The organism is Shimia sp. R10_1 (assembly GCF_017744095.1).
Taxonomy (GTDB): Bacteria; Pseudomonadota; Alphaproteobacteria; order Rhodobacterales; family Rhodobacteraceae; genus Shimia.
On record NZ_JAGHQX010000019.1, the window covers coordinates 23602 to 30007 of the forward strand.

A 6406-nucleotide genomic window follows, 5' to 3' on the forward strand; every position below is an offset into this window, starting at 1 on the left:
ATGACGGAACTGAAAACACGTGCGTCGCGCGGCGCCCGGGGTGGCCGAGCAGCGCGCGTCCAGGCCCGCACCAACCCGCCGCCGGTCTACCTGCCGACACTGAACCGCCAGGTCGGACCAATTGATCTTCTGGGCCCGGAAGGGGTGGAGAAGATCCACAATGCGGCGATGACGATTCTGGAAACAACCGGCATCGAATTCCGTGATCCGGTGGCGCTGGCGGATTGGAAACGCGCCGGTGCCGATGTGCAGGGCGAACGGGTCCGTATCGGCCGCGAAATGCTGATGGATCTGATTTCCTCAGTGCCCTCGGAATGGGGCTATGCCGCCCGTAACCCAGAGCGCTCGCTGCGGGTGGGCAACCGACATTCGGTTTTTGCCAATGTCTATGGCGCGCCCTTTGTCTATGATCTGGACGGAAAGCGGCGTCCCTCGATGCTGGAGGACGCGCATAACTTCTTCAAGATGAGCCAGATGAGCCAGTCGATGATGGTGCCGGGCATCCTGCCGGTGGAGCCGCAGGACGTGCCGGTGCCGCAGCGCCATCTGGAACTGGTGCATGCGGCCCTGACCCTGACCGACAAGCCGATCAAGGGTTCGGTTCTGTCAGAGCAGGCTGCCCGCGACACCGTCGACATGGTGCGCATCGTCTTTGGCGAGGAGTTCGTGGACAACAATGTTGTTCTGGCCGCGCTTTTGAACTGCAACACGCCGCTGGTCTGGGACGAGACCATGCTGGAGTCTTTGCGGGTCTATGCTGCCGCCAATCAGCCCTGCCTGCTGTCACCCTTTGTGCTGGCAGGCGCTTCGGCCCCGGCCAGCCCGCAGGGTGGCGTGGCGCTGTTGATTGCCGAAAGTCTGGCAGGCATGGCCTACAGTCAGATCATTCGCCGCGGCGCGCCGATGGTGCTGGGGGTGGCAATCATGGGCGTGTCGATGAAGACCGGCGCGCCGATGATGGGCTCGCCCGAGCCGGGGCTGATGAACCTTCTGGTTGGCCAGATGGCGCGGTTCTATGACGTGCCATGGCGGACCTGCACCATGTGGACCGGGTCGAAATCGCCGGACTTGCAGGCCGGGTTCGACACCGCCAACACGATGTGGCCGGTGCTCTTGGGCGGTGCCAACTATATCGTCCACTCGGCCGGTTTTCTGGAAGGCGCGTTGGGGGTTTCTTATGCGAAATGGGTGCAGGACACCCTTCAGCTGGAAAACTTCCACCGCTTCTTCAGCGGCCTGCACGAAGAGAACCTGGACGCGCTGCTCGGCGATATCGAGGCGATCGGCCCCGGCGGCCATTTCCTGGGCACCGATCACACCCGCGAAAACCCGATGCACATGAACCCGCTGCAGAACAACGACAGTTTCGAGCAATGGGAGGCGGAAGGTGCCAAAACCGCTGAGATCACCGGCCAGGAGGCAGCACGCCGGATGTTGGAGAGCTATGTGCAGCCTCCGATGCCGGAAGATCAGCGCGGTGCGCTGAACGAATTTGTTGCCAAGAAACGAGCATTGTACCAAGCCTGACACTGTGGGCGCCTTGGCGCCCCTTTGACCCGGAACAAGGACAGGATTTGACCCCATGACCACAGCTTCGACAAAAACGCTCTCACTACGCCGAAGTGCGGGCATTGGCCAAATCCGTCCTTGTGTCTGCGGGCATGGATGCGGCGGGCAGCGATCTGATCGCGGAGATTGTCACTTGCTCGGAACGCGACGGCCCGCGCAGCCATGAGCTGATCCTCCCCCAGTGAATTGGTCCGCCCCTATAGTGAACTGAGCCGCTCCCCTTGTTTGGACCACCCGGCTCGAGATTTTCCGGGGGTTGGGGCACCGTGTACTTATTGCGTGTTCAGACACCCTGCCCGGAACTTTCCATTGAAGCTCTCGATGAAGGCTTTATCCGTCGGTTTGCTGGGCCGAGAGAAGTCCAGAACGTCGCCGCGCTGGTAAGCCCAAATACCCAGGTCACGGGAGACAAACTCCGATCCCTGATCGACACGAATGGACTTCGGATAGTCGATCTGACCGCATATGCGCTCAAGGGTCTGAACAACATCTTCTCCTCGGTAACTGAACCTCGGATCGGTCGCAGGCGAGAACCGCGAGAAGGTGTCCACGATGGTCAGCACGCGGATTTTGCGACCCTTGACCAGTTGATCGTGCACAAAGTCCATTGCCCAAGTCTCATTGCATTGCATTGCATTGCTTTGCATTGCTTTGCTTTGCTTTGCGTTGCTGCCACACGATCCTCCCGAAGCTTGGCTTTGACCCGGGGTTGCGGCGTTTTGTTCCGCAGTTGCAGGCCCATTTGGTTGTAGAGACGGTAGACACGCTTGGCATTCACCACCCAGCCTTCGCGACGCAACAGGACAAGAATGCGCCTGTAGTCATAGCGCACACGCGTCTCTGCAATCTCTTTGATACGATTCTTGAGTTCGGCCTGCTCGTCGCCGTGTGCTTTGTAATGGTAGGTCGAGCGATGTGCCTGCAACACGTCACAGGCACGCCGGCTGCTGACGCCCCAAACCGCGCGGAGCTCATTGACCAGTTCTCGGCGACGGGCAGGCCTCAGAGCTTTCGTTTGATAACATCCTGCAACATTGCATTCGCCGATTAACCCCGGACCAATGGCGGACAGGAGCTCATTCCAAAGACAGGTTAGCCACCAGACGCTTCAATCGCGCATTCTCCTCATCCAGCATCTTGAGACGTTTCATCTCGGAAGGCATCAGTCCTCCATATTTCTTGCGCCAGTTATAAAACGTAGCCTCCGCAATCCCAGTCTTGCGACAGACTTCAGCGATGCTCGTGCCTTCTTCGACTTGGCTCAAAACAAACGCAATCTGCGCTTCCGTGAACTTGCTCTTCTTAATGGAACTCTCTTTCTCCCGATCACGGGATCATAAGTGAAAAATTCCAGCTGAGGACCGTCCAGTTTTGGGGCAGCAGGTCAAATCTCCTCTTGCATCATTCGGGAAAATTCTACTTCCGCCCCCCTTAAGACTTAGAGGGATTACCTCTCATTCAAAGAGGCATTGATCCTCGATTTCACGTTTCATCGGCACAACGCCAAAAGAGCTCTAACGTTTTTGAATTCATAGCGCGGGGCCAAAAAATTGCCGTTGTGAGAACTAAAACTCTTTCGGGGCAATGTTTCTTTTAGTAAATACAGGGACGCTAGGTCATGATCGTATCAATAGAACACAACAGAATATATGCCGTCCTCCGATTTCAGGGGGTCGTGACGCACGATGAGATTGTCGAAGCTCGTCGGGAGATAATCGACCATTCCGACTATAAATTGCGAAAATACCATGTCTGGATTTTCGATAACGTCACAGAAATGCGCATTGGTACTGACCAGATGAAAGTACTTCGCACAGAAGACGCAACAAATTCTGCTGTGAATCCGAATCTGCGTGTAGCACTGGTGGGAAACACAGATATTGGGTTTGGGACACTTCGAATGTACGAAAGCTATGTGAGCACTATTTGGCGCCATGTAGGGGTGTTTCGGGACGAGGAAACGGCTTTCCAATGGGCGAAAATGGGCAGCTAGCTTCTTAATTTGGCTGTTTTCTATTTCTTTATTTAGGAACCCTTTGCGGTGATGGAAAAAGACAATAACACAGGCGCTCAGATCGCATTGGGCCAAATGCAAGATTTATTTGAAGTTATGCAGCTTGGAGTCGCCGTTTTTGACTCCGATCGGCGTTTGACAATTGTCAGCAGTACATTCCGTGAGTTGGTGAGTTTCGCAAATTTTGAAATCAAAAAGGGGATGTCATTACGCGATCTATATAAAGGTTTGGCTTCTTCAGGGGCGTTCGGTTCGGGTGTGATCGATGACATCGTAACGGCTCATTTAGTATCTCGCCCAGGCAATGACCCAGAAGAAATTCTTACCTCACCCGAAAATCATCTACTACAAATCAAGCGCTATAGTTTGCAAGGCGGTGGTTTGTGTGCAGTCCTGAGAGATGTCACTGAAGAACGCGCAACTCAAGAGCAGCTATGGCAGGCGTCTAAGTTAGACGCGATTGGTCGCCTGACGGGAGGTGTCGCTCACGACTTTAATAATGTATTGGCAGTTATTTTTGGAAACCTAGAATTATTGAAGGAAGCAACTGAAGATACTGTGCTTCAAAGGATGGTAGATAGTTCTATGGCCGCGGCTGAGCGAGGTGCTAAACTTACGCACAGATTGTTAGCATTTGCACGTAAGCAACCTCTGTCCCCGGAAGTTGTTTGTCCGGGGCAAGGGCTCCGCGAATTGGTGCCTATGCTGCGTTCGCTCTTGGGGGAAAGCATCGAAGTTGAGCTCATCTCGGATGCAGGCATTTGGCCGATAGAAGTTGATCGAAATCAGTTAGATAACGTACTTATTAACATTGCTATCAATGCTCGTGATGCAATGCCTAGCGGCGGAAAACTAACGATTGAGGCGCTTAACGCGCGTGTTGATGATCACTATGCTAAAACCGCTGAAATAGACCGTGGCCAGTATGTTTGTATTGCTTGCAGCGATACGGGAACTGGAATGGAAAAGCCAATTGTTGAGAAGGCGTTTGAGCCTTTTTTTACGACAAAAGATATATCAATGGGGACTGGATTAGGGCTTGCTATGGCGCATGGCTTCGTCAAGCAATCCAAAGGACACATAAAAATCTATAGTGAGTTGGGTGAGGGCACTGTCGTCAAAATTTATCTGCCTAGAGCGCTTTCCGATAATACGGTGAACAGCGAGCTAGACTATGTCAATGTCGGTTCTGTTAGCGAAACTTATGTCGTGCTTTTGGTTGAAGATGATAGCGCAATTCGGGAAACAGTGCAGGCTCAGTTAGAAAGCGCGGGCTATTTTGTTATATCTGCTTGGGACGCAGCTAGCGCCCTTGAATTGCATAAATTAAACGCCATAGACCTATTGCTGACAGATGTCGTTTTGCCGGGAGCGCTTAATGGAAAACAACTAGCCGAGAAGTTAACTGAGCTTCAGCCCAGTCTGCCGGTTGTGTTTATGTCCGGGTATACGGAGAATGCAATTATTCACCATGGGCGCCTGGATAAGGGGGTGACACTTCTGCAAAAGCCATTCCGAAAATCTGACCTACTGCAGACTTTGAGTAATGCTCTGGGTTTGTGAAACGATGAAGTTGACAAAAAAAAGCAATCCTTTATAGTGCTACTAGCACTTAGTTTTGTATACTAAAGATACGCAGAACGATAGACAACGAGTTATATTGTTTAGAAAGTGTCCGTGAAATATCAAAGAGTTTTCCTGCTCAAAACATAATTGTGGGTGCCCAAAGAAATGAAGGATGACCCTCCGGAGTGTTCTGAAAATGAGTTAAATCGAGACTTTTCGACAATGCTTCTTCTAGAAAAGTTGCTCAGAGAGTCCTACTCCAATGCGCAATCAAAAGATATCCAAGCGCTCCAATGGTCAATTTTAAGATACCTTAATGATACTGCTCCCAACAGAAGGACAGTTCGCTGGATATCAAGCTTCTTATGCCTCACGCATGCTCCAATCGTTCGATGCATTGCTACATTGCTAAACAAAGGTTTGGTCGAACAGCGTCGCAATCCTATGGATGCGAGAAGCAATATCATTTCCCTGACCTCTAAAGGTCAGAGGGTTCTGCAAGAGGATCCCTTATTGCGCATCGCCGCTCGAATAAATCAACTTCCATATAATGATCGATCTCATTTTAGGAGAATTTCACGGAAAATCGCGCTCATTCAAGATCAAGCGGAAGGCAAATGACTATGGCCAGGGTGCTTATTGTAGAAGATGATCAATCCGTTCTCGAGCTTCTTAGTCGTTCTGTATCCTGGCTTGGACATGAAATCGAGACAGCGACAGATTCTGAGAATGCAATGAACTTACTTCAGCGCTTAGAGAGCGTTGATATCGTTATTGCTGATTTTTGGCTTAACGGGATTTCTGTCATTTCGTTTCTAGATCAAGTCATAAAAGAAATGCCTAGTGCGGGGATCATAGTGATTTCGGGGGGGGCTAAGGACACTTCCTTCGAGATGACAAAAGCACTGGTTCAATCATGTGGACCGATCGAGTTTCTACAAAAACCATTTCGAAAATTTGAAATTTGGGACGCAATCAATCGTGTTGCTCGTGATCAATGCAACCATTGTGTTCCCATTTGAACACTAGTGCACTTTTGACCTTGGCGTGCCCCGATCGGGTGGTCCTGTTTGATTGTTAGTGCATTGTGGGCCTTTGGTCTATTGCCACGATGCTTTCCGGCGCAGGCGGTCTGGACCTGTCACGTTTTTGTGCCGCCCCAAGAGCTCTTTTAGGCCACTTTTCTCTCGAAAGCGACGGGGCTTTTCCAACCCAATGCTGAGTGCCGTCGGCGCGGATTGTAGAAACCGTTGATGT

5 protein-coding genes and 1 pseudogene are annotated in these 6406 nt (G+C 51.7%); 5 read left to right on the forward strand and 1 reads right to left on the reverse strand.

Annotated features, from left to right (window positions below; genetic code table 11):
* Both J7413_RS19955 and J7413_RS20690 read left to right on the forward strand, forming a co-directional pair.
* Entirely contained in the window at positions 1 to 1527 is a 1527-nt protein-coding gene (locus tag J7413_RS19955; RefSeq protein ID WP_209101649.1) for a trimethylamine methyltransferase family protein, read from the forward strand.
* Positions 1528 to 1631: 104 nt separating this feature from the next.
* On the forward strand, positions 1632 to 1754 hold the full coding sequence (locus J7413_RS20690) for a hypothetical protein (protein WP_280636620.1): 123 nt from the start codon (positions 1632 to 1634) through the stop codon (positions 1752 to 1754).
* 96 nt (positions 1755 to 1850) lie between these two features.
* Here the strand turns inward: J7413_RS20690 and J7413_RS20620 are convergent.
* Positions 1851 to 2876: pseudogene (locus tag J7413_RS20620) on the reverse strand (IS3 family transposase); the annotation flags it as partial.
* A 311-nt stretch (positions 2877 to 3187) separates the two neighbouring features.
* On the opposite strand from J7413_RS20620, the gene J7413_RS19975 reads away from it, so the two are divergent.
* From J7413_RS19975 to J7413_RS19990, 3 genes are all read left to right on the forward strand, one after another.
* Positions 3188 to 3562: a hypothetical protein gene (locus J7413_RS19975; protein WP_209101660.1), complete on the forward strand. Its 375-nt coding sequence runs from the start codon at positions 3188 to 3190 to the stop codon at positions 3560 to 3562.
* Positions 3563 to 3613: 51 nt separating this feature from the next.
* Positions 3614 to 5146 (forward strand): response regulator, encoded by a 1533-nt coding sequence (locus J7413_RS19980; protein WP_247743656.1) that lies wholly within the window; start codon positions 3614 to 3616, stop codon positions 5144 to 5146.
* 626 nt (positions 5147 to 5772) lie between these two features.
* The gene (locus J7413_RS19990) at positions 5773 to 6171 is read left to right on the forward strand and encodes a response regulator (protein ID WP_209101666.1); all 399 of its coding nucleotides are present in this window, start codon (positions 5773 to 5775) and stop codon (positions 6169 to 6171) included.
* The last annotated feature ends 235 nt before the right edge of the window (positions 6172 to 6406 follow it).

What these genes read in the sequence shown, in the direction of transcription:
- J7413_RS19955 (WP_209101649.1), top strand. Translation starts at nt 1, where the DNA reads ATGACGGAACTGAAAACACGTGCGTCGCGCGGCGCCCGGGGTGGCCGA.
- J7413_RS19980 (WP_247743656.1), top strand. Translation starts at nt 3,614, where the DNA reads ATGGAAAAAGACAATAACACAGGCGCTCAGATCGCATTGGGCCAAATG.
- J7413_RS19990 (WP_209101666.1), top strand. Translation starts at nt 5,773, where the DNA reads ATGGCCAGGGTGCTTATTGTAGAAGATGATCAATCCGTTCTCGAGCTT.
- J7413_RS19975 (WP_209101660.1), top strand. Translation starts at nt 3,188, where the DNA reads ATGATCGTATCAATAGAACACAACAGAATATATGCCGTCCTCCGATTT.